This window comes from Candidatus Zixiibacteriota bacterium (assembly GCA_017999435.1).
Lineage (GTDB): Bacteria > Zixibacteria > MSB-5A5 > GN15 > FEB-12 > JAGNLV01.
The window spans coordinates 232,113-255,380 of sequence record JAGNLV010000003.1 but is presented as its reverse complement, the minus strand read 5'-3'; the positions used below and the strand labels follow the sequence as shown (position 1 = coordinate 255,380).

Annotated in this window: 20 protein-coding genes and 1 pseudogene; 19 read left to right on the top strand and 2 right to left on the bottom strand. The window is 67.2% G+C overall.

The window, feature by feature from the left end; translation table 11 throughout:
* Positions 1 to 6 precede the first annotated feature (6 nt).
* The 12 genes and pseudogenes from KA261_09210 (at position 7) to ftsZ (ending at position 14,681) form a co-directional block, all read left to right on the top strand.
* Positions 7 to 489, top strand: coding sequence for a hypothetical protein (locus KA261_09210; protein ID MBP7697975.1), 483 nt, complete (start codon positions 7 to 9; stop codon positions 487 to 489).
* A complete protein-coding gene (locus KA261_09205) occupies positions 489 to 2,567 on the top strand; it encodes a PASTA domain-containing protein (GenBank protein MBP7697974.1) in 2,079 nt (692 codons plus the stop codon). Before KA261_09210 ends, KA261_09205 begins: the two co-directional genes overlap by 1 nt.
* Before the next feature lie 9 nt (positions 2,568 to 2,576).
* A complete protein-coding gene (locus KA261_09200; GenBank protein MBP7697973.1) occupies positions 2,577 to 4,073 on the top strand; it encodes a UDP-N-acetylmuramoyl-L-alanyl-D-glutamate--2,6-diaminopimelate ligase in 1,497 nt (498 codons plus the stop codon).
* Positions 4,074 to 4,078: 5 nt separating this feature from the next.
* The gene (locus KA261_09195) at positions 4,079 to 5,467 is read left to right on the top strand and encodes a UDP-N-acetylmuramoyl-tripeptide--D-alanyl-D-alanine ligase (GenBank protein MBP7697972.1); all 1,389 of its coding nucleotides are present in this window, start codon (positions 4,079 to 4,081) and stop codon (positions 5,465 to 5,467) included.
* Positions 5,467 to 6,555 carry a phospho-N-acetylmuramoyl-pentapeptide-transferase gene (locus KA261_09190; GenBank protein ID MBP7697971.1) on the top strand — a complete coding sequence of 363 codons (1,089 nt, stop codon included), beginning with the start codon at positions 5,467 to 5,469 and terminating at the stop codon, positions 6,553 to 6,555. Before KA261_09195 ends, KA261_09190 begins: the two co-directional genes overlap by 1 nt.
* A 4-nt stretch (positions 6,556 to 6,559) precedes the next feature.
* A complete protein-coding gene (gene murD / locus KA261_09185; GenBank protein ID MBP7697970.1) occupies positions 6,560 to 7,951 on the top strand; it encodes a UDP-N-acetylmuramoyl-L-alanine--D-glutamate ligase in 1,392 nt (463 codons plus the stop codon).
* The gene (ftsW, locus tag KA261_09180) at positions 7,917 to 9,041 is read left to right on the top strand and encodes a putative lipid II flippase FtsW (GenBank protein ID MBP7697969.1); all 1,125 of its coding nucleotides are present in this window, start codon (positions 7,917 to 7,919) and stop codon (positions 9,039 to 9,041) included. The genes murD and ftsW overlap by 35 nt, the downstream gene beginning before the upstream one ends.
* Complete coding sequence (gene murG, locus KA261_09175) at positions 9,038 to 10,183, top strand: undecaprenyldiphospho-muramoylpentapeptide beta-N-acetylglucosaminyltransferase (protein MBP7697968.1); 1,146 nt, start codon at positions 9,038 to 9,040, stop codon at positions 10,181 to 10,183. The genes ftsW and murG overlap by 4 nt, the downstream gene beginning before the upstream one ends.
* Before the next feature lie 56 nt (positions 10,184 to 10,239).
* Positions 10,240 to 11,619 (top strand): UDP-N-acetylmuramate--L-alanine ligase, encoded by a 1,380-nt coding sequence (locus tag KA261_09170; protein ID MBP7697967.1) that lies wholly within the window; start codon positions 10,240 to 10,242, stop codon positions 11,617 to 11,619.
* A complete protein-coding gene (locus KA261_09165; GenBank protein ID MBP7697966.1) occupies positions 11,610 to 12,407 on the top strand; it encodes a hypothetical protein in 798 nt (265 codons plus the stop codon). The genes KA261_09170 and KA261_09165 overlap by 10 nt, the downstream gene beginning before the upstream one ends.
* A 6-nt stretch (positions 12,408 to 12,413) precedes the next feature.
* Entirely contained in the window at positions 12,414 to 13,640 is a 1,227-nt protein-coding gene (gene ftsA, locus KA261_09160; protein MBP7697965.1) for a cell division protein FtsA, read from the top strand.
* Positions 13,641 to 13,664: 24 nt separating this feature from the next.
* A pseudogene (ftsZ, locus tag KA261_09155) lies at positions 13,665 to 14,681 on the top strand (cell division protein FtsZ).
* A 531-nt stretch (positions 14,682 to 15,212) separates the two neighbouring features.
* On the opposite strand, the gene KA261_09150 reads toward ftsZ, so the two are convergent.
* Entirely contained in the window at positions 15,213 to 16,058 is an 846-nt protein-coding gene (locus KA261_09150; GenBank protein ID MBP7697964.1) for a response regulator, read from the bottom strand.
* A 10-nt stretch (positions 16,059 to 16,068) separates the two neighbouring features.
* On the bottom strand, positions 16,069 to 17,730 hold the full coding sequence (locus KA261_09145) for a hypothetical protein (GenBank protein ID MBP7697963.1): 1,662 nt from the start codon (positions 17,728 to 17,730) through the stop codon (positions 16,069 to 16,071).
* 254 nt (positions 17,731 to 17,984) lie between these two features.
* Between KA261_09145 and KA261_09140 the strand changes: the two genes are divergently transcribed.
* The 7 genes from KA261_09140 to KA261_09110 are packed head-to-tail and all read left to right on the top strand — an operon-like array spanning position 17,985 to position 23,258.
* Positions 17,985 to 19,136 carry a 4Fe-4S dicluster domain-containing protein gene (locus KA261_09140; GenBank protein MBP7697962.1) on the top strand — a complete coding sequence of 384 codons (1,152 nt, stop codon included), beginning with the start codon at positions 17,985 to 17,987 and terminating at the stop codon, positions 19,134 to 19,136.
* Between the two features lie 14 nt (positions 19,137 to 19,150).
* The gene (locus tag KA261_09135; GenBank protein ID MBP7697961.1) at positions 19,151 to 19,609 is read left to right on the top strand and encodes a cyclic nucleotide-binding domain-containing protein; all 459 of its coding nucleotides are present in this window, start codon (positions 19,151 to 19,153) and stop codon (positions 19,607 to 19,609) included.
* Positions 19,596 to 20,465, top strand: coding sequence for an FAD/NAD(P)-binding protein (locus KA261_09130; GenBank protein ID MBP7697960.1), 870 nt, complete (start codon positions 19,596 to 19,598; stop codon positions 20,463 to 20,465). Before KA261_09135 ends, KA261_09130 begins: the two co-directional genes overlap by 14 nt.
* Before the next feature lie 4 nt (positions 20,466 to 20,469).
* Positions 20,470 to 21,249, top strand: a complete 780-nt coding sequence (locus KA261_09125) for an oxidoreductase (GenBank protein ID MBP7697959.1) — start codon at positions 20,470 to 20,472, stop codon at positions 21,247 to 21,249.
* Entirely contained in the window at positions 21,239 to 22,528 is a 1,290-nt protein-coding gene (locus tag KA261_09120) for a nickel-dependent hydrogenase large subunit (protein ID MBP7697958.1), read from the top strand. The genes KA261_09125 and KA261_09120 overlap by 11 nt, the downstream gene beginning before the upstream one ends.
* A 6-nt stretch (positions 22,529 to 22,534) precedes the next feature.
* Positions 22,535 to 23,014, top strand: a complete 480-nt coding sequence (locus tag KA261_09115) for a hydrogenase maturation protease (protein ID MBP7697957.1) — start codon at positions 22,535 to 22,537, stop codon at positions 23,012 to 23,014.
* Between the two features lie 55 nt (positions 23,015 to 23,069).
* Entirely contained in the window at positions 23,070 to 23,258 is a 189-nt protein-coding gene (locus KA261_09110) for a hypothetical protein (protein ID MBP7697956.1), read from the top strand.
* Positions 23,259 to 23,268 lie beyond the last annotated feature (10 nt).

Here is a 23,268-nt window from a genome sequence, read left to right as displayed (position 1 = left end):
AAGACCGTGCGAAAATTCAAGGAGACGGTGGAGATCCGGTCCTCGCTGCTCGTGCGTGTCCGCTCCCACCGCTACTTCCCGATCGGCGCGGTGGCCGGCGTGTTTCTGCTCGCCGCGTGCGTCCATATCTGGCAGCGCGTGCACGTCATCCACCTCGCCCAGGAGATCGCAGTCCTCCGCATGGAGAACCGGCTGCTCGGCGACGACACGCGGAAAGTGCACGCGGACCTGTCGGCGCTCTCGATGTCATCGCGGGTGGAGACCTACGCGGCCGATTCGCTCGGGCTGGCGCAGGTGGCCGCGACCGAGCTGATCACGCTGGTGCCGGAGGGCGTTCAGGCGCCGTCGGTCAAAGACGACCTCCACATGGTGGTGAAAATGGCGGAGCGCTGGGCGAACGTCCTGCCGAGCGTGACCCAGGCGCAGGCGAACGCCGGCGAACTGATCAGCCCGGTCATCGACTCCCTGGCCAACGGAGGGGACGACTGATGCATCGGACGCGCACCGAACGAATCCGACTCGGCATCCTCTTCTCGCTCGTCTGCCTGTATTTCCTGGCGGTCGCGGCGCGCCTGGTCCACCTCCAGGTGGTCCTCCACCAGAAGTACGCCGACATCGTGCGCATCCAGTCGGAGGGACGGGTGAAAATACCGGCCGAGCGGGGCCTCATTTACGACCGGTACGGGCGCCTGGTCGTGAACAACGTCAAATGCCCGTCGCTCTATGCCTACCCCGGGTCGCAAACGGAGCTGGAGAACGCCGCCCGCTATGTCGAGAAAATGTTCGGCCTGAAGCGGGGAACAGCGCGCAGAGAGTACAACCTCGAGGTGAACAAGTTCAGCTGGATCAAGCGCCTGCTCGGCGACGAGTTCGCCCGGCACATCGAAAAAACGGCGCCGCCCGGGCTGTACCTGCGCGATGAGACGCAGCGGGTGTATCCCTACGGACTGGTCGGCAAGCAGATTCTGGGTTTCACGAATATCGACAACCAGGGGCAGTCCGGGCTGGAGCTGGCGTGGGACAGCCTCATGAAGGGGGAGGACGGGGAGGCGGATATCCGGCGGGACGGTCTGCGCAACGTCTTCCGCGTCAAAGAGCAGGCGGCCGTGAAACCCAAACCGGGGCAAGCGCTCGTCCTCACTATCGATTTCAACCTCCAGGAAATCTTCGAACGGCAGCTCCGCAAGGGGGTCGAGGAGTACGGGGCGAAGGCGGGGATGGGGGCGTTCATCGACTGCCGCACCGGTGAGATTCTGGCCATGGCCCACTACGATCCGAAAGAAGAGCACCCGGAGAAGCCGGTCAAGCTGCGGGCGATCAGCGACCAGTTCGAACCGGGTTCGTCGTTCAAAGCGATCACGGCGGCGGCCCTGCTGGAGGCGGGGGAGGTGGACTTCCGCGAGTACACGTACTGCGAAATGGGGGCGTGGAAAATGGAACGGGGCGGGACGCTCAAGGACGACAAAAAACACGGCAACCTCACGTTCCGCGAGATCATGGAGCTCTCGAGCAACATCGGAGTGGCCAAATACGGAATCCGCCTGGGCGGCGAGAATCTCTACGAGGCGGCGCGGAAGTTCGGGTTCGGACAGAAATACGGCATCGGGCTCGGGGCGGAAGAGAGCGGGCGTGTTTCCAAGCCCCGGCGCTGGGCGGACCGGGCCGTGGCCTCGCTGGCCATGGGGCACGCGGTGGCGGTGAACTGCCTGCAAATGGCCAATGCCTTCGCCGCCATCGCCAACGGCGGCGAACTCCTCCGCCCCCACCTGCTCATGTGCTGCGTCGACGAACACCAGAAAGTGACCCGCCGGTTCGGACGGGAAGTAATGCAGAAGGTGATGGAGGGAGTCTGGGCCGATACCCTGAAAGCGGTCCTGCGCGGCGTTGTAGAGCGGGGGACAGCGACGAAGGTGAATTCGAAAGCTGTCGCCATCGCCGGCAAGACGGGTACCGCCCAGATTCCCGACTCTGTCACCCACCGCTACAAAGACGAATACACGGCCAGCTTCGCGGGCTTCTTCCCGTACGAGAAGCCGGCCATCGCCGGGATCGTCATGCTCATCGAGCCGAACCCGATCCACTACGGCGGCTACACCGCGGGGCCGATATTCCGGCGGACGGCCGAGCAGTACATGATCCTCAACCCCGACCTGTTCGACTCCGGCAACCAGCTTTTGGCCGAGCGGTCGAGCAGCCGCGAAGGCACGGTCGAGGCCCCCAACCTGGTCGGCCGGAGCCTGGCGGATGCGGCCGAGGACGCGGAAGAGCGCGGGTTGACGATCCGGGCCAACCGGACGGAGGGGATGATCGTGTGGCAGTATCCGCCGGCCGACCGGCTCATGTTCGCCGAGGATGACCTGATCGTGGTAGTGGAATCGCCGGTCGAGACCGGGTTCGTAATGGCGGATTTGACCGGGCTGTCGATCAGGGAAGCATCGGCGTTTCTGGACTTCGCCGGTATAAAGTGCAGAATTACAGGGCGCGGCAAAGTTATCTCACAATCGATCGGTCCCGGCCAGGCGGCCGGGTCGGAAGACGTATGTCAGCTGGAATGTCGGCCGACATAGGAGGCAGCCATTACTCTGCGTGAGCTGGTGCACGGGTGCGCCGGGGCGGTGATCACCGGCGATCCCGAGGTTGCGATCGAGCATCTCGAGTACGACTCGCGGCTCGTGCGGCCCGGCACCCTGTTCTTTGCGGTGACCGGGTTCACGCGCGACGGGTACGACTTTGTCGCCGACGTTCTTTCGCGGGGGGCGGTGGCGGTCATGGGCGAGCGCGAATCCCATCCGGCGGTCCCGGTGCACGTCCGCGTGCCCGATATCCGCCAGGCCATGGCCGACGCGGCGGCGAAGTTTTACGGCTTTCCCGGCAAACAGCTCTTCGCCATCGCCGTAACCGGCACCAACGGGAAGACGACCACCTGCTACCTGCTCCGGTGCATGCTCGAGGCGGCCGGGCGGAAGGCGGGACTGGTGAGTTCGACGCTCTACGACGTGGGCGGGGAGCAGTTCCCGGCCGAACGCACGACCCCGGAGGCGCTGGACCTGCAGCGGCTGCTGTTTCTCATGCGGAAGAACGGGTGCGCGGCGGCGGTCATGGAGGTGTCTTCGCACGCCCTCGCGCTCAAGCGGGTCGAGCACATTCTCTTCCGGGTGGGCGTGTTCACCAACATCACGCGTGACCACCTCGATTTCCACAAATCGATGGCGGAGTACCTGGCGGCCAAGAAGCGGCTGCTGGGCAAGCTCGCCGGCCCCCACGCCTGCGCCGTGCTCAACCTCGATGTGCCGGAGTTCCGCGCCTTTTTCGGCGATGCGCGGTCGGAGCATATGAGCTACTCGCTCCAGGACACGCACGCGGACGTCTACGCGAGCCGCTACGAGATCGAGCCGATGCGGACGGTGTTCGACCTGGCTACGCCGGCGGGGATGCGGACGGTGACGTTCCCGCTGCCGGGACGGTTCAACCTGATGAACGCGGTGGCGGCGGCGGCCGGCGGGCTCGCGGCCGGAATCGACCTGGACACGGTGGTGGCCGGGCTGGAGAGCGCGACCCCGGTGCCGGGGCGGTTCAACGCGGTGGATGCCGGGCAGCCCTTCGGCGTATATGTCGATTTCGCCCACACGCCGGATGCGCTCGAGCGGCTCTGCCAGTCGGCACGGGAGATGACGGCCGGACGGGTGCTGCTGGTGTTCGGGTGCGGCGGCGACCGCGACCGCGGGAAGCGGCCGCTTATGGGAACGGCGGCGACCACCATGGCCGACTACGCGGTGGTCACGAGCGACAACCCGCGGACCGAATCGCCGCTGGCGATAATCGAAGACATCCGGCCCGGCCTGCGGGGGGACCGGTATGCGATCGAACCGGACCGCCGGAAAGCGATCGCACTCGCCCTGCGCGCGGCCGCGTCGGGGGATGTCGTGCTCCTGGCCGGCAAGGGCGCGGAGCGGTACCAGGAAGTCAACGGCGAGCGCCGCCCCTTCGACGACGTGGAGGAAGCGCGGGCGGCGCTGGCGGCAATGGGATACAAGAAGGCATCGGCCGGGGCAAATTCAACGGCACGGAAGTGATAAAGTTGCGTTTCGATCAACTGGCCGCCATCACTGGCGGACGCGTCCACCGGGCCGCGGACCGCACCGCCTCCTTCCGGGGCGTCTCCATCGACACCCGGACGCTCGCGGCCGGCGAGCTGTATGTGGCCATCCGGGGGGAGAAGCACGATGGTCATGAGTTCGTCGCGCAGGCGCTCGAGCGCGGCGCGGCCGGTATTCTGGCCGAGTTCGACCACCCCGAGCTGGCGCGGCTTGCGGGCGACACCCCGGTGATTACGGTCCCGCACACGCACGAGGCGATGATTGCCCTGGCCCGCCACTACCGGCACACGGTCGCGGCGCGCTTCGTCGGGATCACCGGGTCGAATGGGAAAACCACAACCAAGGAACTCACCTACCGGCTTCTCGCCGCGGTGGAGCCGCGCGCCTACCGGTCGCCGGGCAACCTCAACAACCTCTACGGCGTGCCGTTGGCTATTTTCCGGATTCCCGCGGACTGCCGGGCGGCGGTAATGGAGATGGGGATTTCGACCGACGTCGAAATGCCCCGCCTGGCGGAGATCGTGCAGCCCGATGCGGTGGCGATCACGAACGTGAGCGCGACCCACCTGGAGTTCCTCGGAACGGTTGAGGCGGTGGCGCAGGCCAAGCTGGAGCTCGTACGGGGGGCGCGGCCGGGCGCGCCGGCGGTGATCAACGCCGACGACCCCGTGCTCGCGGCCGAGGCGAAGAAGGTGCGGTCCGATTACGTGACCTTCGCCCTCGACCGCGCCGCGGATTTCCGGCCGGACGCCTGGGGGATCGACGACGCGGGGATGATGACGGTCGTGCTCGAGGGGCGGACGTTCCGGATGCCGCTGGTCGGGAAGCACCAGGTGTACAACCTGACCTGCGCCTACGCCCTGTTCCGGTCGCTAGGCTACCGGTTTGACGGCGTGGAGACGGCGCAGATAGAATTGGCGTCGGCGCCGATGCGGGGGCAGTTGGTCGCGCGCGGGGGCGTGCGGGTGCTCGTGGATTGCTACAACGCCAACCCCGAAAACGTCAGGGCGGGCCTGGCGGGGTTCTTCGCCCTCCCGACCGCCGGGCGGCGCGTGGTCGTGCTCGGCGACATGCTGGAGCTCGGCCCCGAATCGCCCCGCTACCATCGGGAGAGCGGCGCCGTGCTGGCGCGCTACCCGTTCGACCTGGCGGTGCTGGTCGGGCCGCGCTCGCGCGAGACGCTCGAGGGAGCGGTCGCGTCCGGGGCCGACCGGGGGCGCCTGCGGCACTGTGCCGACGCGGCGGGGTGCGCGAAAGAGATCGCCGCCATCGTGCAGAAAAACGACCTGGTGTACCTGAAGGCCTCGCGGGGGATCGGCCTGGAAGCGGTTCTCAACGGCCTGGGCGAACCGGGTGAGGAGGTTCTGTAATGCTCTACCACCTGCTCTATCCACTGGCGCACCAGGTGTCGGGGCTCAACCTGTTCCGGTATATCACGTTTCGGACGGCCGGGGCGATGGCGACGGCGATCTTCATCTGCCTCATCCTCGGGCCGTTCTTCATCGGGCTCCTGCGCAAGCACCAGGTGAAGGAGAGGATCCGGGCGGAAGGGCCGGCGTCGCACCAGAAGAAAGCCGGAACGCCGACCATGGGCGGGCTCATCATTGTGTCGGGGATCATTATCCCCACCCTGCTCTGGTCGGATCTGACGAATTTCTACGTGCTGATGGCGCTGCTGGTGACGGCGTGGCTGGGACTGCTGGGCTACCTCGACGACTACAGCAAGGCCCTCAAGCACCAGCGCAACGGAATGGTGGCGCGCAAGAAGTTCATGGGGCAGGTGGGGCTCGGGCTCGTGTTCGGAGGCCTCCTGCTGTGGGTGGCCCCGAACGGTCTCTACGACGGGATGACCGGGATCCCGTTCTTCAAAAACTACATGCTCGACCTCGGCGTCCTGTACATCCCGTGGATGATCCTCGTGCTCACCGGCGCCTCGAACGCGGTGAACCTGACCGACGGGGCGGACGGGCTGGCGATCGGGCTGTCCGGACTGGCCTTCCTCGCTTTCGGCGGGATCGCCTATCTCACCGGGCGGCTCGATTTCTCGAGCTACCTCCAGATCGAGTACCTTCCGGGCGCCGGCGAGCTGACCGTGTTCTGCGGGGCGGCGATCGGGTCGGCCCTCGGGTTCCTGTGGTTCAACTCGCACCCGGCCGAGGTCTTCATGGGGGACACCGGGTCGCTCGCTCTCGGCGGCGCGCTCGGCGCGATCGCCATCATGCTCAAGAAAGAACTGCTCCTGGTGATTGTCGGCGGCGTGTTCGTCGTCGAAGTGCTGTCGGTGATCATCCAGGTGCTCTCATACCGCTACCGGGGAGGCAAGCGGGTGTTCAAGATGGCGCCGATCCACCACCATTTCGAGCTGCTCGGTTGGCCGGAGGAGAAGGTGGTGGTGCGGTTCTGGATTATCGGGGCGCTCTGCACGCTGGCCACGCTGGCGACCCTGAAAGTGCGGTAGGACAATGACGCGGGAAGAAAGGATACGCGGACGCAAGGTCGGGGTGATCGGGATGGCCCGGTCCGGGCTGGCGGCGGCGCTGCTGGCCAAAGAAATGGGCGGCATCCCCTTCGTCACCGACAGCGGCCGGCGCGAGGCGCTCGCGCCCGCCTGCGCCCAGCTTGAGAAGTCGGGCGTGCCGTTCGAGACCGACGGCCACAGCGACCGGATCCTGCAGAGCGACTACGCCGTGATCTCCCCCGGCATCCCGCTCTCCGCGGAGATCGCCCGGCGGATCCGCGAGCGGGGGATTCCGCTCTTCTCGGAGATCGAATTCGCCTCGTGGTTCTGCCGCGGGCGTATCGTCGCGATCACCGGATCCAACGGCAAGACGACCACGACGACGCTGGCGGGGGAGATGTTCGCGGCGGCGGGCCGCCCGACCTGCATTTGCGGCAACATCGGCCGGCCCTTCGCCGAAGCGGCCTCGAGCGTGCCGCCCGACGGGGTGGCGGTCGTGGAGGTGTCGAACTTCCAGCTCGAGACGATCGCCGATTTCCGCCCGGCCGTGGCCGCGATTCTCAATATCACCGCGGACCACCTCGACCGGCACGGGACGATGGAGGAGTACAAGCGGACGAAGTACCGGATCACCGAGAACCAGGGTCCCGACGACGTGCTGGTGACGAATCTCGACGATCCGGTGACGTCCGGCGAGCGGATCGCCACGCGGGCGGCGCGGGTGTATTTCACGACGGGGGACGCGACCGAGGCGGGCGCGTTCGTGCGCGCGGGGGTGCTCTGGCGCCGCAAAGACCGGGCCGAGGAGCCGGTCATCCCGGCCCGCGATATCCTCATCCCGGGGCCCCACAACCTGCAGAACGCGGCGGCGGCGACGGTGATGGCGACCGTGTTCGGCGTCGAGGCCGCCGTACTCGCCGGGGTCCTGCGCACGTTCCCGGGCGTCGAGCACCGGCTCGAGCGGGTGCCGAGCGTCGCGGGCGTGCATTTCATCAACGACTCCAAGGCGACGAACGTGGATTCGGTCTGTTTCGCGCTGCAGTCGGTGGACACGCCGGTCTACCTGATTCTCGGCGGGCGCGACAAGGGCGCGCCCTATGAGCCGCTCGCGCCGCTGGCCCGGGGAAAGGTGCGCGGCGTGGTGGCGATCGGGGAGGCCCGGGAGAAGATCTTCCGGGCGCTGGGCCGGGAATTCCCGGTGCAGTTCGCCGACACTCTCGAGGAGGCGGTGCAGAAGTGTTTTGCGCAGGCGCGCCCCGGGGAGACCGTCCTGCTCTCGCCCGCCTGCGCCAGTTTCGACATGTTCGACAACTATGAACACCGCGGCCGGGCCTTCAAGGAGGCGGTCGCACAATTGAAAAATGGTAAGAAAAACCACAACCCGGTTGCTCCTTAAGGGCGGCTACGATGAGAAGCTGCTGATCGCCTACCTCGTCGCGGTGGTGGCGGGAATGGTGCTCGTCTACTCGACCTCGTCGATGCTGGCGGAGAGCCGGTTCGGCTCGCACCTGCACTTTATCGGGCGGCAGTTCGTCTGGGCGATTATTTCGCTCGCCGCGATCTGGCTGGTCTGCCGCATCGATCTCCAGCGGTGGGCGGTGTGGTCGTGGCTGCTGTTCGTGCTCACCCTCGGGCTGCTGGCGCTGGTCTTTCTCATGCCGGCGCGGAACGGCTCGCATCGCTGGCTCTTCCTCGGACCCCTCACCCTCCAGCCCGCCGAGCTGTTCAAGTTCGTCATGATCTACTTCCTCGCCTTCTCCCTGGCCAACCGCAACCGCGACGTGACGAAGCTCAAGCAGGTGTGGATGCCCTACGGGCCGATGCTCGGGGCGGGGCTGGTGCTGATCGTGCTGGAGCCGGATCTCGGGATGTCGATGGTGATATTCGCGACGGCGGTGGGGCTGTTCTTCTTGGCGGGGGCGAAGATCAAGCACATCGCCTACGCGGCTCTGCCGGCGATGGGCGGGGCGGCCCTGCTGGTGTTCGTGATCGGGTACAAAAAGGCCCGCGTGATGGACTTCCTCGCCTCGGTCATGGATCCGCTGGCGGGGAGCTACCAGTCGAAGCAGGCGGCGCTCACGCTGGGGGCGGGCGGGATTTTCGGCGTCGGGCTCGGCGACGGGCGGCAGAAACACTTCTTCCTGCCCTACCCGCACACCGACTTCATCTTCGCCGCCGCCGGCGAGGAGATCGGGCTCGTGGGGCTGCTCCTGCTGCTGTCGCTTTTGGGGTTCATTCTCTACCGGGGCTTCAAGATTGCGGCCGACCAGCCGGACCGGTTCGGGTTCCTGCTGGCGAGCGGCGTGGTGCTGTCGCTGTTCATCAATATCGCGGTCAATGTCGCGGTGGTGACGAGCCTCATGCCGGTCACCGGGTTGCCGCTGCCCTTCATTTCCTACGGCGGCTCATCGCTCCTCATCACGAGCATAACTATCGGCGTCCTGCTCAACCTGTCGCGGCGGATGGTGGGGAGGGCGAAGCAATGACGGGGCGGACGCAGGAGTACCGGCTGGTGTTCGCGGGCGGCGGGACGGGAGGGCACCTCTTCCCGGCGATTGCGATCGCTGACCGCGTCCGCGAGCTGCTTGCGGGGACGGCCCCGGTGGAGATTCTCTTTGTCGGCACGCGGCGCGGCCTGGAGTACCGGATGCGCGACGCCCTCGGCTATCCCCTCCACGTTATCAACGTCCGTGGACTGGTGCGCGCGCTGTCGCCGGCCAACCTGCTGGTGCCGTTCGTGCTCGTCACCGCGCTCGTCCGGGCCTGGCTCCTGCTCGGGCGCTTCCGGCCGGATGCGGTGGTGGGGACGGGCGGCTATGTCGCCCTGCCGGTGTTGAAAGCTGCCCGCTGGCGCGGCGTACCCACCGTGCTCCAGGAACAGAATTCCTTCCCCGGCATCACCACGCGCCAGGGGGCGAAACACGCGCGCAAGATCTACCTGGGGTTCGACGGCGCGCGGCAGTACCTCCGCACGGAGGCGGAGGTCCTCACGACCGGGAACCCGGTGCGGCGGGGGCTGAGCGGCGGCGACCGCGCCGCGGCGGCGGCGGCCTTCGGGCTCGACCCGGCCAAGAAAACGATCCTCGTGCTGGGCGGCAGCCAGGGAGCGCGGGCGATCAACGAGGCGGTGCTCCGGAGCCTCGCCGGCGGCGCGCCGGCGGACGGCTGCCAGATTCTGTGGCAGACCGGAAAGAGGGATTACACGGAGGTTTCTGCGAAGGCAGGCGGCACGGCAGCGCGCTGCGCCCTCTTTCCGTTTGCCCATGACATGGCCGCGGTCTATGCCGCGGCCGACCTGGCCGTCGCGCGGGCCGGGGCGCTCACGCTGGCCGAGCTGGCCGCCTGCGCCATCCCGGCCATTCTCATCCCCTATCCCCACGCGGCCGGAGACCACCAGCGCAAGAACGCCCGCGACCTCGCCGCCGCGGGTCTCGCCCGGGTGATCGACGAAAACGATCTTCCCCGGCACGATTTGATCGCCGAGGCGGCCGACCTGCTGGAGGCGGCCGAGTACCGGACCATGAGAGAGAAACTGGAGTCCGCGCGGCGTCAGGGACGGCCGGCGACGGACATCATCGCCGAGGACATCATCGACCTCATCAACCGTGAGAGAAAGGCGCGGGCGTGAAAACGGCAGTCACCACCAAACCCAAAGAAATCGCACCCTTTGCGAACGACAGACTCATGTTTGGAAAAATCCGCAAGCTGTATTTCGTCGGGATCGGCGGCTCCGGCATGTCGGGGATCGCCGAGATCCTCCACAACCTCGGCTTCGAAATCAGCGGCTCCGACCAGACGGCCTCGGACCTCACCCGCTATTTGGCCGAACGCGGCCTGCGCATCCATGAGGGGCACGACGCGGCGCACCTCGGCGATGCCGAGGTGGTGGTGATTTCGTCCGCCGTCGGCGAGGCCAACCCGGAGGTGGTCGAGGCGCGCCGCCGCGGCATCCCCGTGATCAAGCGGGCCGAAATGCTGGGCGAACTGATGCGCCTGAAGTACTCCATCGGGGTGGCGGGCACCCACGGCAAGACGACGACGACCTCGATGATCGGGCGCATCCTCCAGTCCGGCGGGCTCAAGCCGACCATCATCGTCGGCGGAATCGTCGCCGAGCTCGGCACCGGGGCGTCGCTCGGCGAAGGCGAGTACCTGGTGGCCGAGGCCGACGAATTCGACCGGTCCTTTCTCGCGATGTTCCCGACCATGGCGGTGGTGACCAACCTCGAGGCGGACCACCTCGACTGCTACCGCGGCCTGGATGACCTCGGGCACGCCTTCCTCACCTATATGAACCGCGTGCCCTTCTTCGGCTCGGTCGTGCTGTCGGCGGACAACGCGCAGCTCATGCAGATGCGCGACCGCCTCGCGCGCCCCTACGTGACCTTCGGCTTTTCCGTCGAGGCGGACTACCGCGCGGTGGAGGTGCGGCTCGAGCCGGGACGGTCAGTCTTCTCGCTCTACCGGCGCGGGCAGTACCTCGGCGACATCCTCCTGCGGGTGCCGGGGCGCCACAACGTCGCCAACGCTCTCGCGGCGGCGGCCGCCTGCACCGAACTGGGTGTGCCGTTCGAGCTGATCGCCGACGGTCTGCGCGGATTCACCGGCGTCGGGCGCCGCTTCGAGATCGTCGGCGAGGCCGGCGGCGTGACGGTGGTCGACGACTACGCCCACCACCCGACCGAGGTGGAAGCGACCCTGCGCACGGCGCGGGACGTGTACGGGCGGCGCGTGATCGTCGTCTTCCAGCCGCACCTGTTCAGCCGGACGCGGGATTTCGCCGATGAATTCGCGCAGGCGCTGGCCATCGCCGACCAGTGCCTGCTCGTCGACATCTACCCGGCGCGGGAGAAGCCGATGCCGGGAGTGACGGCCGATCTGATCCGGGAGAAAGCCGCCGCGCGCGGTCTCGGCCAATTCACCTGCATCGGCGAGCGGCAGAACGCGGCGCGGGAAGTGGTCCAGCGGGCGCAGCCGGGAGATATCGTCATCACCATGGGGGCCGGCTCCATCACGCTGGAGCGGAAGAACATTCTGGAGGCGCTGAGGGAGCGGTGGGGATAAGCGGCAGAAAATACCGGTTGTTCGCCCTCGCCGGCCTCCTGGTCGGCCTGGGGCTCACGGTGACGGTCAATTTCACCGATGCCTGCCGCCTGCGCGCGGTGACGGTCGACGGCAAGCCGGTCGAGAACTGGCGGCAGCAGTTTGCGATGCTCCGCCCCGGCTCTCTCGCCGCCCAGCCGGTCGAGCGGCTGGCGAAGAAGCTGCTGGCCGACGAGGACGTCTACAAAGTCGACGTGCGGTTCGAATTGCCGGGGGGGATCGATGTCCGGACCAACGAGTTCCGGCCCGTCTGTTTCGTGGTGGGGATGGAGACGGGCAAGCTGTTCGGGCTGAACCGGCGGGCCCGCCTCATTGCGCTCGACGCCCCGGACATCAACTGGGAGCAGCCGGTGTTCACCGGCCTAACGACGGGGGCGCTCCACTCGATCTGCGCCGACCCGCGGGTGCTGCCGGTGATCGACCAGCTCGAGGACCTGCGCGAATCGCGCGCCGACCTCTACCGCCTGTTGGACGAGATCGATTTCGGCGAACGCGAGTACCTGGAGGTGACGTTCGCCGGACTCCCCTACCGCCTGCGGGTGCGGCCCGACCACGTGCTTGAGGATTTCGACCGGTTCGTCGAATTCACGGGCCGCTACGATGCCGACCTCTCCGGCGTGATCCGCATGGACCTGCGCTACGAAAACATGATCATCTGCGCACTCTCCGACGAGGAGATGGAGCGGCGGGCGGAAGCGGCCCGCGAGCGGGCCAAGGCCGAGGCCGCGACCCAGGAGGCGAAAGACTGACCGGCGATGGCGACCGAGAACATCATAGCCGCCCTCGACATCGGGACCACCAAGGTGGTCTGCCTGGTCGCCGAGATGGACACCGACGGGCGAATCTACGTCATCGGCCACGGCCAAGCCCCGGCCGAGGGGCTCCGGCGCGGCGTCCTCGTCGACATGGAGCGGACCGTGCGGTCGGTCCGCAAGGCCGTGGATGACGCCGCGCTCGTCTCCGGCACCGTGATCGACCGGGTGACGGTCGGGATCGCCGGCGAACACATCCGGTCGATCAACTCGCACGGCGTGGTGACCGTGACCCGGGCCGACAACGAGATCACCGCGGCCGACGTGCGCAAGGCGGTCGACGCAGCCCGCGGGATCGCCATCCCGGTCGACCGCGAAATCATCCACGTCATCCCGCAGGAGTATTCGGTCGACGACCAGACGGGGATCAAGGACCCCATCGGCATGTCGGGCGTGCGGCTGGAGGTCGAGGCCCACATCGTGACGGCCTCGGTGACGACCGCGCGCAATATCTACCGGGCGCTCGAACGGTGCGGGCTCGACGCCGACCATATCGTGCTCGAATCGCTGGCCCTGTCCGAAGCGATCCTGACCGACGACGAGGCCGAGCACGGGGTGGTGGTGGTCGACCTCGGGGGGGAGCTGACGAACATCTCGATCTTCCACGACGGGGCGATCCGGCACACGGCGGTGGTGCCGCTCGGAGGGCGGAACGTGACGAACGATATCGCGATCGGCCTGCGCACGACGGTGGAGCAGGCGGAGTCGCTCAAGATCGCGCACGGCGCGGCGCTCGCCTCGCAGGTCGACCCGGAAGAGATGATCCCGGTCGAGAGCGCCGCCGGGCACGAGGCCAAGGAAATCTCGCGCAACGTGCTCGCCTCGATCATCGAGCCCCGGATGGAGGAGATCCTCGCGCTGGTGATCCGCGAGCTGCGCCGCGCGGACGTCGACGACATGCTCGCCGGCGGGGTGGTGTTGACGGGGGGCGGGTCGCTGCTGCCGGGGACGATCGCGCTGGCCGAGCAGCTCCTCGACATCCCTGTCCGGCCGGGGCAGATCCGCGGTTTTACGAGCATTCCCGACGAGATGAACAACGCCTGTTTCGCCACCGCGCACGGCCTGCTCCTCTACGGCTTTCACAACGAACCGGAACTGGCCGGCACGGCCCGGGGGAAAGTGCGGGGTTTGCTGAAGAAATTCGAGAAATGGATTTCCAATAAGTTCTAACACAACAGCCTCATGGAGGAACCGATGGCTGAGGGTAAACACAGTTTCAATTTCGCCGAGGATTTCATCGGCTACGCGAACATCAAAGTAGTCGGTGTGGGCGGCGCAGGCGGGAACGCGATCAACCGGATGATCGAGGCCCGCCTGCAGGGCGTAGAATTCATTGCCATCAACACGGACGCCCAGGTGCTCGATGCGAACCGGGCGGACAAGAAGGTGCAGATCGGGATCGAGCTCACGGGCGGTCTCGGCGCCGGGGCCAATCCCGACGTGGGCAAGCGGGCGATCGACGAGAGCCGTGCCCAGGTGGCCGAAGCGATCGGCCGCCCCAACCTCGTCTTCATCACCGCCGGCATGGGCGGCGGCACCGGCACCGGGGCGGCGCCGGTAGTGGCCGAGCTGGCCAAGGAAGCCGGGGCGCTTACGGTGGCCATCGTCACCAAGCCGTTCCGCTTCGAAGGGGCGCACCGGATCAACCGGGCCGAGACCGGCCTGGAAGAGCTGCGCTCGAAGGTCGATACGCTCATCACCATCCCCAACGAGCGGCTCCTGCAGATTGTCGACCGCAAGACCACCCTCGCGGACGCCTTCAAGGTGGCGGACGAGGTGCTGCACCAGGCGACCAAGGGGATTTCCGACCTCATCACGATCCCCGGCCTGATCAACTGCGATTTTGCCGACGTGCGCACGGTCATGCTCGAGCGCGGCGACGCCCTCATGGGCACGGGCTGGGGGAAGGGGGAGGAGAAAGCGGTGGATGCGGCCCAGGAGGCGATCTCGTCGCCGCTCCTGGAAAACGTCTCGATCAGCGGCGCCCGCGGCGTCCTCATCAATGTTACCGGCGGCGAGGACATGACTCTTTTCGACGTCAACAACGCGACCTCGCTCATCTACGAGGCGGCGGGGAACAACGCCAACATCATCTTCGGCGCGGTGATCGACCCGACGATGGCCGACGAGATGCGGGTGACCGTCATCGCCACCGGGTTCGGCGGTGTCGAGACCAAGCGCGCCCAGGTCGAGAAGGACGAGCGGGAGCGGGCGGCGCGCGAAGTCCCCTCGGGCGCGCCGATCTCGCTCTTTCCCGAGAGCGCCGTCGCGCGGCCCCCGGAACCGGCGCCCGCGGCCGAGCCGGAAGAAGTGCTGGCCGCGGCCGGCGTCCCCGAGTACGGCGACCGCGGCGGCAACGGCAACGGCAACGGCAACGGCAAGGGGAAACCGCGCGTGCCGATGTTTGCCGACACCGACCGGACCGTGCCCGCGTACCTGCGGCGGCTGACCGACAACCGGTAGCGAAAGAAGCGACTATCGAAACGCGAATACGTTAAACGGAAGACCGGAGACCAAGCGAAGGAAGGAGACCAGCGAGAGAGAGATAAACCAGGGAACGGACGCCGGCACGCTCCACGGCCGGCGCCTGTTCATTGCACCCAAGAACCGTTACATCAGGAAATAGGGCTCGCGCTCTATTTGTGTACTTGGTTCCTCCACAGTGCCGTCGGCCAAACTACCCTGCCGGCGGCATTTTTTTTCGTGAGAGAGACGGGGCCGCCGAATCCGCAACGCCGGCGGTCACTCGGGATAGCGCTTCCGGACCTCGTCGATGAGGCGCTGCTGTTTTTGTTCGAGGCGCTGGCGGCGCCGGCGGAAGACTTTGCGGATCGCCCCCACGAGTTCATCGGTGTCCGGCGGTTTCATGAGGTACTCGCTCGCGCCCGCCTTGATCGTCTGGACCGCCGAATCCGCCGAGGGGTGGCCGGTCATGATGACAATCTCGACGTCGGGGAACTCCCGCTTCATGTGGCGGAGCGCCGCGAGGCCGTCCATGCCCGGCATCTTGAGATCGAGCACGACGACGTCGACGAACGACTCGCGCAGAACGCGGAGCGCCTCCTCGCCGCCGGAGGCCGCGCTGACCGTCATGCCCCGCCGGCGCAGCACCGGCGAAAGCGCGGCGATGAGCTCGTCCTCGTCGTCGACCAGGAGCACGCTGACTTCCTCCATGGCGGCGGACTCGAAACCGTTTTCATCGACCACCCGGCGCGCGCCGAGGGCGTTCCGGATATGCTCCACCAGGTCGCCGATCTCGCACGGTTTGGCGAGGTAGACGGCGACGCCGGATTCGGCGGCGGCCGCCGCCTGCGCGGCCGAGGCGTAGCCGGTGAGGAGAATGACCGGGAGCTGCGGCCGCAGGCCGTGGACCTGCCGGAAGACCTCCAGGCCGTCAACGTCGGGCATCTTCACGTCGAGCACGACGGCGTCGAAGAAGTCCCCCTCCAGCAGGCGGAGCGCGGCCGTGCCGCTGTCGGCGGTGGTGACCCGGAAGCCGCGGCGGGTCAGCGCCTGGGCGGTCGACGCGAGGAAATCCCGCTCATCGTCGACCAAAAGCACGCGGATCATCTGATACGGGTTGTGCATGTGGATCCCTCTATGGTCTCGCGGTGGAATTGTCGGGGTGCGGGAGCGGCAGCTCCACCCGCATGGTGGTGCCGCGGCCGACGGCGCTCTCGGCGGTGATACGCCCGCCCCACTCGCCGACCAGGCCGTAGCACACGGACAGCCCGAGGCCGGTCCCCTGGCCGACCGGTTTGGTGGTGTAGAAGGGTTCGAAAATGCGTTCGAGCGTGTCGGCCGGGATGCCGACGCCGTTGTCGGCGACCTCGATGCGGAGGCGGTCGCCGGCGGCGCCGGCGCGAACCCAGACGTCGCCGCCGCCGGGCAGCGCGTCAACCGCGTTATTGATGAGGTTGACGATGACCTGTTCGAACTCGATGGGGTCAACCAGCACCGGCCGGAGCCCGGCCGCCGTCTCGAGATGGAGAGCGACGTTGCGAACACCCGCGCGACGGCGGAGCAGGGCGATGATCTCCTGGAGACGCGGGGTGATGTCGGTCGGTTCGGGCGCGGCTTCGCGGCGGCGGCCGAACTGGAGCATCTTGCGCGTGATGCCGGCGCAGCGCTGCACCTGGCGGCGGCAGCGCTCGACCGACTCGAGCAGGTCGCCGCGGGTCGGTTCCGGCAGGTCACTCGCGCGGAGCAGGTCGGCGAGATTGGTGTGCTCGGCGCTGATCACCGCCAGCGGGTTGTTGATTTCGTGGGCGAGGCCGGTGGCCAGCTCCCCGATCGAGGCTAGGCGGGCCGAGCGGACAAACGCGCGCGACAGCTCCTCGCGCTGCGCATTGGCGCGGTCGATCTGACGGCAGAGGTGGCGGGTGGCGATGACGGTCGTGACGATGAGGATGAGGACGGCGATGAGCACAACCTGCGCCCCCCGGGTGATCGCCTGGTTGACCGGGGCGCGCAGCGCCGTGCGGTCCTGCTCGACCACCAGCAGCCAGCGCCCCGACTGGAGCCAGGCGGTGAGCAGGATGAGGTCGGTCCCGGCCAGGGTGGCCCGGTAGTCCGCCGCGCCCTCGTGGGGAACAAGCGGGATGCCGCGCGCCGTGTCCAGAAGGGCGCCGCGCCGCGACGCAGTCTGGTAGAGCCCGCGGCGGCTGACGATGTAGGCGTCGCCGCCGTTGCACTTGCCCGCCTGCACCAACGTGTCGAACCGCGCCGAGTTGATCGTGCCGCGGAGAATCCAGAAACCCTCGGCGGCATTCCCGGCCCGTACCGCAATCACGCAGTGGGGCGCGCCGCGAAATCCGAGGAAAACATCGCTGAGGGAAACGCCGCGCTCCATGGCCTCGCCGAACCACTCGTCCCCGCGATAGTTGCGGCCCTTGAGGTCGAAGGGACCGGCATAGGCGAGGTGGTCCCCCTCGGCGTCGATGACTCCCAGGTCGGTGAAGCTGTTGTCGCCGGCGCGGTTGAGTTCGGCCAGAAGGGTGTCGAGTTGCGCATCGTCGGCCAAACGCGTGCGCGTCTGCGAGGCCGCCAGCACCTGCAGGAGACGGATGTGCTCGGAAAGGTCGGCGTCTATAGTGCGGGCGTGCGCCCGAACGAGCCCGCGGAGCGACTCCAGAGAACGCTGCTCAAAGAGGCTGCCGAAAACGATCCAGGCGCCAAAGCCGGCCAACGCCAGGGGCAACAGGGCCGCCAGGAGCACGGCTGCAGTAATCCGCCATCGCAGGCCAGGGGCCTTCGCCATCGCTCACGTGTGTCGTCTGACGGCACTTCGGGGCGACCCCAGAGCGAGCGCCGCGGGACGGGGTTCACACACCCTCGAAGAATATGTGGACGTTTAACTAGTTTGTATACCATGCGGGGCGCGGTTTGTCAAGACCGATCGGGACCGCCCCGTCCGCCGGGCGCGCCGATTTTCGGGACGGGGGCGCACTTTTCGCTTGACACCCGGGGAAGCGGATGTAGATTGCGGTCGGAGTATATGTGAAAAAAATCACAATGTCGACACAGACACACCATACCTATCAGCCGCGCGTCATTGAGCGGAGTCATCTCCAGGCTCTTTTCGATGCGCTCGCCCGGCGCGGTCACCGCTTGCTGGGCCCGACCGTCAGAAATGGCGGCATCGTGTACGATGACATTCAGCGGGTCGAGGACCTGCCGCTCGGATGGACCGACCATCAGGAGGGCGGAACCTATCGGCTCACGCACACGGGAACGGCCGCGGTCTTCGGTTACGTCGTCGGCCAGGGGTCGTGGAAGAAGTATCTGCACCTGCCGACGGCGACGCTCTGGGAGGCGGAGCGCAGCGCGGAGGGTTTCCGGACCGCGCCGGCGGCGGAGCCGCCGCCCCGGCGGGCGTTCATCGGCGTCCGGCCATGCGAGCTGGCCGCCATCGCGATCCAGGACAAAGTGTTCACCGCGGGACCGTACGCCGACCCGCTCTACCGGCGCCAGCGCGAGAACCTGTTTCTCGTCGCCGTCAACTGCACCCGGCCCGGCGGGACCTGTTTCTGCGGCTCGATGGGGACCGGCCCGGAGGCCCGCAGCGGCTACGACATCGTGCTGACGGAGCTGTCGGCGAATGGCCGGCACGTCTTCATCGCCGAGGCCGGTACGGTCGAGGGAGAGGCGGTGCTCGCCGAACTGGCGGCGCCCCCGGCGGGCGAGAGCGACCGGCAGGAGGCGGCGCGGGCGACGGCCGATGCCGCCCACCACATGGGAAGGCAGTTGGACACGGACGGTCTGAAAGCCCGCATGGAAAAGGCGGTCGAACACCCGCACTGGGCGGAGATCGCCGCGCGCTGCCTCACCTGCGGCAACTGCACCATGGTCTGCCCGACCTGTTTCTGCACGACGGTCGAGGACTGGACCGCTCTCGGGGGGGAGAAGGCCCAGCGGGTGCGCAAGTGGGACAGCTGTTTCACCGTCGATTTTTCGTACATCTTCGGCGGGAGCATCCGGCCCTCGCCCTACTCCCGGTACCGGCAGTGGATGACGCACAAGCTGGCCTCGTGGGTCGATCAGTTCGGCACCTTCGGATGCGTCGGCTGCGGCCGCTGTATCACCTGGTGCCCGGTGGGCATAGATATAACGGAAGAAGCCCGAGTATTCGCACACAGCCTCCAGCGCGCGGAAGCGCATACCTGAGTCAGGAGGAACCTATGGAGACCCTTGAGAAAATTCTGTCGGAGCACTCCTTCTTCAAAGACCTCTCGCCTGCGCACAACGCGATTATCTGCGGGTGTGCCGCCAACACGGTGTTCCCGAAAGGGGAGTTTCTGTTCCGGGAGGGCGAAGCGGCGGACAAGTTCTACGTGATCCGCCAGGGCAAAGTGCTGGTGGAGACGCACGTGCCGCACCGCGGACCGGTAGCCATTCAGAGCCGGGAGGCGGGCGAGGTGCTGGGGTGGTCCTGGCTGGTGCCTCCCTACCGGTGGCATTTTGACGCGCGGGCGGTCGAAACAACGCGGGCGATCGTGTTCGACGGCAAGTGCCTGCGCGAGAGGTTCGCCAGCGACCATGAACTGGGATACGAAGTCATGCGCCGGTTCGTCACCGTCATCGCCGAACGGCTCGACGCCACGCGCATGCAGCTCCTGGATGTATATGGCCATCACTAAGACAAATGCCGCAGCCGAGTCTCCGGCCCTCCTCGATCCCATGCTCGGGCAGCCCTATCGCATCGGGCGGGTGGTCAAGGAGACCTACGATACCTTTACGCTGGAGCTGGCGCCGACCGAGGAGGGGAACGGGTTCGCCTTCCTCCCCGGTCAGTTCAACATGCTCTATGTCTACGGGGTGGGAGAAGTCCCGATATCGATATCCGGCGATCCGGCCAAACCCCGGGCCCTCATTCACACGACGCGCGCGGTCGGGTCGGTCACGAAACAGATGCAGAAGCTGCGCAAGGGCGACGTGATCGGGGTGCGCGGTCCCTACGGCACCGCCTGGCCGGTCGAGGAGGCGAAGGGGCGCGACGTGGTGGTGGTGGCGGGCGGGATCGGACTGGCGCCGCTGCGCCCCGCGCTCTACCATCTCCTCAAGCACCGCAAGCGGTACGGCAAGGTGATCCTGCTGTACGGCGCGCGGACGCCGGACGACGTGCTCTATCCGAAAATGCTCGCGCAGTGGGGAGCCCGGCCCGAGATCGAGGTGCTGACCACGGTTGACCGCGGCATGGGGCAGTGGACGGGGAATGTCGGCGTGGTGACGACGCTGGTTCCGAAGGTGACGTTCGACGCGGCCAACTGCCTGGCGATGGCGTGCGGGCCGGAGGTGATGATGCGGTTCACGGCGCTGGCGCTGTCCAAGCGCGGGCTGGCTGACGAGCAGATCTACGTGTCGATGGAGCGCAACATGAAATGCGGAATCGGCCTGTGCGGCCACTGCCAGACGGGGTCGCTGTTCGTGTGCAAGGACGGGCCGGTGTTCCGCCTGGACCGCGTAAAACCGCTCTTTACGCAGCGGGAGATATGACATTATGGCGAAGTCAGTCAAACCGAAACTCGCAGTGTGGAAGTTCGCCTCGTGCGACGGCTGCCAGCTGAGTCTGCTGGAACTCGAGGATGAACTGCTGGCGATAACCGGGGCGGTGGAGATCGCCAACTTCCTCGAGGCCTCGCGCGAAGTGGTCCCCGGGCCCTACGATGTATCGCTGGTCGAGGGGTCGATCACGACGCCCCACGACGCCGAACGGATCCACAAGGTGCGCCGGGCATCGAAACTGCTCATTGCCATCGGCGCCTGCGCGACCTCCGGCGGGATCCAGGCGCTCCGCAATTTCGCCGAAATCCGCACCTACATCCCGGCCGTCTACGCGCGCCCGGAGTATATCGAAACGCTGCGCAAGTCGACCGCGATCGCCGACCACGTCCACGTCGATTTCGAGCTCCGCGGCTGCCCGATCAGCAAGTACCAGCTCCTCGAGGTCGTCAATGCCCTCCTCAACGGCCGCAAGCCCAACGTCCCCCCCTACTCCGTCTGCCTCGAGTGCAAGCGGCGCGGGACCGTCTGCGTCATGGTCTCCCAAGGGCTCGCCTGCCTCGGCCCGGTCACCCAGGCCGGGTGCGACGCCCTCTGCCCGAGCTACAACCGCGGCTGCTTCGGCTGTTTCGGACCGAAGGAGACCCCCAATCCGTCGTCGCTGGCGAACTGGTTCAAGGAGCAGCAGATGTCGAGCGACGACATAGTCCGCACGTTCCGCCAGTACAACGCGTACGCGGAGCCATTCCGGAAAGAGAGCGAAGCGCATGAAAAATAGAACGATCACGGTGGACATGCTCGCGCGGGTCGAGGGGGAGGGCGGGCTGACGGTCCGGGTCAAGCAGGACAAGGTGACCGAGGTCCGCTTCAACATCTTCGAGCCCCCGCGGTTCTTCGAAGCCTTCCTCCGCAACCGGCGGTTCTCCGAGGCGCCGGACATCACCGCCCGCATCTGCGGCATCTGCCCGGTGGCCTACCAGATGAGCTCGGCCCAGGCGATGGAGGCGATCTGCGGGGCGGCCGTCGAGGGTCCGCTGCGCGATCTGCGCCGCCTCTTGTTCCTCGGCGAGTGGATCGAGTCGCACGCTCTCCACGTCTACCTGCTGCACGCCCCCGACTTCCTTGGCTACGCGAGCGGCATCCACATGGCCGCCGACTACCCCGACATCGTCAAGCGCGGGCTGCGCCTGAAGAAGATCGGCAACGACGTCATGGTGCTGCTGGGCGGGCGGGAAATCCACCCCATCAATATCCGCACCGGTGGGTTCTACAGCGTGCCCTCGCGGGCGGCCGTGCTCGCGCTCAAGAAGGATCTCGAGTGGGCGCTGGAAGCCTCGCTGGAGACGGTCAAGTGGACGGCCGGGTTGTCGTTCCCGGATTTTGAGCCGGACTACGAGATGGTGGCCATCCGGCACCCCGAGGAGTACGCCATCACCGAGGGGCGGATCGTCTCGAACCGGGGTATCGACATCCCCTTCAACGATTTCTTCAAGTACTTCGAAGAGGAGCACGTCAAGCACTCGACCTCGCTGCACGCGCGGGTGATCGAGCGCGGCCACTACCTCGTGGGACCGCTGGCGCGGTACAGCCTGAATTACGGCCAACTGCCGGAGATCGCGCAGCGGGCGGCCCGGGAGGCCGGGCTCGGCCCGACCTGTCGCAACCCCTTCAAGAGCATCATCGTCCGCAGCGTCGAGCTCGTCTTCGCCTGCTGGGAGGCCCTCCGCCTCATCGAGCGCTACCAGCCGCCGGCGCAGCCGGCGATTCCGGTCCCCCCGCGGGCGGGCACGGCCGCCTGGGCGACCGAGGCGCCGCGCGGCATGCTCCTGCACCAGTACACGCTCAACGGCCACGGGCTGATCCTCTCGGCGCGCATCGTCCCCCCCACCTCGCAGAACCAGAAGGCCGTGGAAGACGACCTCCTGCACTTCGTCGAACGCAACCTCCACCTGTCGCAGGAGGATCTCACCTGGCAGTGCGAGCAGGTGGTGCGCAACTACGACCCGTGCATTTCGTGCTCCTGCCACTTCCTCAAGCTGCGCATCATTCGCGAGTGAGGAGGTATGGCCGCCGCGCCCCGCATCCTGGTGATCGGTCTGGGCAACGACTTTCGATCGGATGACCGGGTTGGCCTGTATGTCGCCCGGCGGGTCGAGGCGGCCGGACGGCCCGGAGTGGGGGTCATGATCGGGGTGGCCGACGCGCTTGATCTCCTCGACTTGTGGAACCGGGCTGATTTCGTGATCCTCGTCGATTGCGCCGTCTCCGGCCGCGAGGCCGGCACGGTGCACCGCTTCGACGCCCTCCGGGAGCCGATCCCCGAGGATTTGTTCTGCCGCTACTCCACGCACGCCTTCAGCGTGGTCGACGCCCTGGCGCTCGCCGCGGCCATGGGTCAGATGCCCCCCCAGCTTATCGTTTTCGGTATCGAGGCCGATACCTGCGCACCGGGGACCGAGATGTCGCTTCCGGTTGAGCAAGCGGCCGAGCACGTGATCGGACGGATCTGGACCGAAATCGACGCTTTTGTCGAAACCCGGTGAGAGGGGGGCGAATCTTTCTCCGGCCCGGCGCGTACCGGTGTTCGGAGGCGATGATATGGCGACTTTCCTTCTGTGGTTGATTCTGCTGGCTGTGGCGTGGCCGCTGGCGCTCCTCGCGCTCGTGCTCTACCCGATCGTCTGGCTCCTCCTGCTGCCGTTCCGCGTGGTCGGGGCGGCGGTCGACGGCGTGCTGGAGCTGCTCCGGGCGGTGCTGACGCTTCCCGCCCGCATCCTCGGGCGGTGACGCTCCCACC

Excerpts from the sequence above, each read along its gene's own strand:
- KA261_09120 (MBP7697958.1), top strand. The coding sequence starts at position 21,239 with ATGAAAAATAGAACGATCACGGTGGACATGCTCGCGCGGGTCGAGGGG.
- KA261_09190 (MBP7697971.1), top strand. The coding sequence starts at position 5,467 with ATGCTCTACCACCTGCTCTATCCACTGGCGCACCAGGTGTCGGGGCTC.
- KA261_09125 (MBP7697959.1), top strand. The coding sequence starts at position 20,470 with ATGGCGAAGTCAGTCAAACCGAAACTCGCAGTGTGGAAGTTCGCCTCG.
- KA261_09135 (MBP7697961.1), top strand. The coding sequence starts at position 19,151 with ATGGAGACCCTTGAGAAAATTCTGTCGGAGCACTCCTTCTTCAAAGAC.
- KA261_09130 (MBP7697960.1), top strand. The coding sequence starts at position 19,596 with ATGGCCATCACTAAGACAAATGCCGCAGCCGAGTCTCCGGCCCTCCTC.
- KA261_09110 (MBP7697956.1), top strand. The coding sequence starts at position 23,070 with ATGGCGACTTTCCTTCTGTGGTTGATTCTGCTGGCTGTGGCGTGGCCG.
- KA261_09205 (MBP7697974.1), top strand. The coding sequence starts at position 489 with ATGCATCGGACGCGCACCGAACGAATCCGACTCGGCATCCTCTTCTCG.
- ftsA (MBP7697965.1), top strand. The coding sequence starts at position 12,414 with ATGGCGACCGAGAACATCATAGCCGCCCTCGACATCGGGACCACCAAG.
- KA261_09145 (MBP7697963.1), bottom strand. The coding sequence starts at position 17,730 with ATGGCGAAGGCCCCTGGCCTGCGATGGCGGATTACTGCAGCCGTGCTC.
- murG (MBP7697968.1), top strand. The coding sequence starts at position 9,038 with ATGACGGGGCGGACGCAGGAGTACCGGCTGGTGTTCGCGGGCGGCGGG.
- murD (MBP7697970.1), top strand. The coding sequence starts at position 6,560 with ATGACGCGGGAAGAAAGGATACGCGGACGCAAGGTCGGGGTGATCGGG.
- KA261_09150 (MBP7697964.1), bottom strand. The coding sequence starts at position 16,058 with ATGCACAACCCGTATCAGATGATCCGCGTGCTTTTGGTCGACGATGAG.
- KA261_09115 (MBP7697957.1), top strand. The coding sequence starts at position 22,535 with ATGGCCGCCGCGCCCCGCATCCTGGTGATCGGTCTGGGCAACGACTTT.
- KA261_09140 (MBP7697962.1), top strand. The coding sequence starts at position 17,985 with ATGTCGACACAGACACACCATACCTATCAGCCGCGCGTCATTGAGCGG.
- ftsW (MBP7697969.1), top strand. The coding sequence starts at position 7,917 with ATGGTAAGAAAAACCACAACCCGGTTGCTCCTTAAGGGCGGCTACGAT.
- KA261_09170 (MBP7697967.1), top strand. The coding sequence starts at position 10,240 with ATGTTTGGAAAAATCCGCAAGCTGTATTTCGTCGGGATCGGCGGCTCC.